This is a genomic window from Devosia sp. (assembly GCF_036676215.1).
Taxonomy (GTDB): Bacteria; Pseudomonadota; Alphaproteobacteria; order Rhizobiales; family Devosiaceae; genus Devosia.
In genome coordinates this window covers 1-1,534 of record NZ_JAKFDJ010000132.1, presented here as the reverse complement: position 1 = coordinate 1,534, position 1,534 = coordinate 1, and the positions used below count along the sequence as shown (strand labels likewise).

Annotated in this window: 3 protein-coding genes; 2 read left to right on the top strand and 1 reads right to left on the bottom strand. The window is 64.3% G+C overall.

Annotated elements, in window-relative coordinates:
• A partial coding sequence (locus tag V6M52_RS12090) for a hypothetical protein (RefSeq protein ID WP_332701203.1) occupies positions 1-225 on the bottom strand: 225 nt, incomplete at its 3' end.
• 234 nt (positions 226-459) lie between these two features.
• On the opposite strand from V6M52_RS12090, the gene V6M52_RS12085 reads away from it, so the two are divergent.
• Together V6M52_RS12085 and V6M52_RS12080 are read left to right on the top strand one after the other, a co-directional pair.
• Positions 460-915, top strand: coding sequence for a nucleoside deaminase (locus tag V6M52_RS12085; RefSeq protein ID WP_332701202.1), 456 nt, complete (start codon positions 460-462; stop codon positions 913-915).
• Positions 916-965: 50 nt separating this feature from the next.
• Complete coding sequence (locus V6M52_RS12080; protein WP_332701201.1) at positions 966-1,415, top strand: OsmC family protein; 450 nt, start codon at positions 966-968, stop codon at positions 1,413-1,415.
• Positions 1,416-1,534: the final 119 nt, after the last annotated feature.

Genomic DNA, 1,534 nt, shown 5'->3' with positions numbered 1-1,534 from the left:
CTCGATCGCCACCCGGCGATTGGCCAGCGCATAGAGATCGCCAGCGGCGATCCGTGCCTGCGCCGGGTCCAGCACCTGGCGCTTGCCTTCATCCGTCACCAGCGTGACCAGGAATTTTCCGGGCCGCTTCGCCTGCCCGACACCGCCACGCGGATCGCCCCACTGCAGCTGCAGCTGTCCCTCGACGATCTGCGCCTGCGCCTGCGCCGGCAAGGCGTTGGTCATCAGCGCCCATCCCAAGCCGCACTCGAGCACGGCCCGCATACCGTCAGCGAGCGCTGCGCTTGTCCTCATCAACTTCTACCCCTTCATCTGGCGAAAGCGACGACACGCCTCCGGTTCGTGTAATGGACTAGATAGAGGACAACCGCTGCCGCCGAAGTGACCCAGGCCGCATTTCCTGATTTGCCTTGACGCATGTCACCATCTCTTCTCCGCCCGCCCCTTCCCGGACCCTCCATGGCCCGCACCATCGACTACCGTTCCCTGCTGGAAACCGCCGTGGCCGAAGCCCGCCTGGGCCTGGCCGAAGGCGGCATTCCCATCGGCGCCGCTCTTTTCAACAACGACGGCAACCTGCTGGGCTGCGGCCACAATCGCCGCATTCAGGAAAACGACCCGTCGGTCCACGGCGAAACCGATGCCTTCCGCAAAGCCGGCCGCCAGCGCCGCTATCGCGACACTATCATGGTCACCACCCTGGCGCCGTGCTGGTACTGCAGCGGGCTGGTGCGCCAGTTCAACATCGGCACGGTGGTGGTCGGCGAATCGGTCAACTTCAGCGGCGGCATCGACTGGCTGCGCGAGAACGGCGTCACCGTCATCGACCTGCACGACGAGGAATGCATCTCCATGCTAGGCGACTACATCGCCGCCAATCCGGAAGTGTGGAACGAGGATATCGGTGAGGATTGAATCTCCGCCCGAGTAAGATCTCCAGCTCTCTACCTTTGCCGAGCAGCGTTATGTCCGAACACAAGACCACTGTCCAATGGAACCGCGACGGCAAGCCGTTCACTCCCGAAGGCTACAGCCGCGATCACGCATGGATCTTCGAACGCGGGCAGCGGTTGACCGGTTCCGCCGCACCGGCGTACGGCGGCAGCGACCGCGGGGTAGACCCGGAGGAGGCGTTGGTAGTGGCGCTGTCGTCATGCCACATGCTGACCCTGCTGGCGATCGCGGCCAAGAAGGGCTGGGTGATCGACAGTTACGCCGACGAGGCGGTGGGCACGCTGGGCAAGAACGAAGCCGGCAAACTCGCCCTGACCCGGGTCACCTTGCGTCCCAGGATCGTGTTCGCTGAAGGCAGTGCGCCCGATGCCGAGGGACTGCAACGCCTGCACCATTCGGCGCACGAGCATTGCTTCATCGCCAATTCGGTGAGGACCGAGGTCGCCATCGAGCCGCAATAACCCCCTCTCCGTAGGAGCGCCCCATGGGCGCGAGCTTTTGGTGCCGTCATTAAGAGCTCGCGCCCATGGGGCGCTCCTACGGAAATGATTACAGGATGTAGCGGCTCAGGTCCGGATCC

What these genes read in the sequence shown, in the direction of transcription:
- V6M52_RS12085 (WP_332701202.1), top strand. Translation starts at nt 460, where the DNA reads ATGGCCCGCACCATCGACTACCGTTCCCTGCTGGAAACCGCCGTGGCC.
- V6M52_RS12080 (WP_332701201.1), top strand. Translation starts at nt 966, where the DNA reads ATGTCCGAACACAAGACCACTGTCCAATGGAACCGCGACGGCAAGCCG.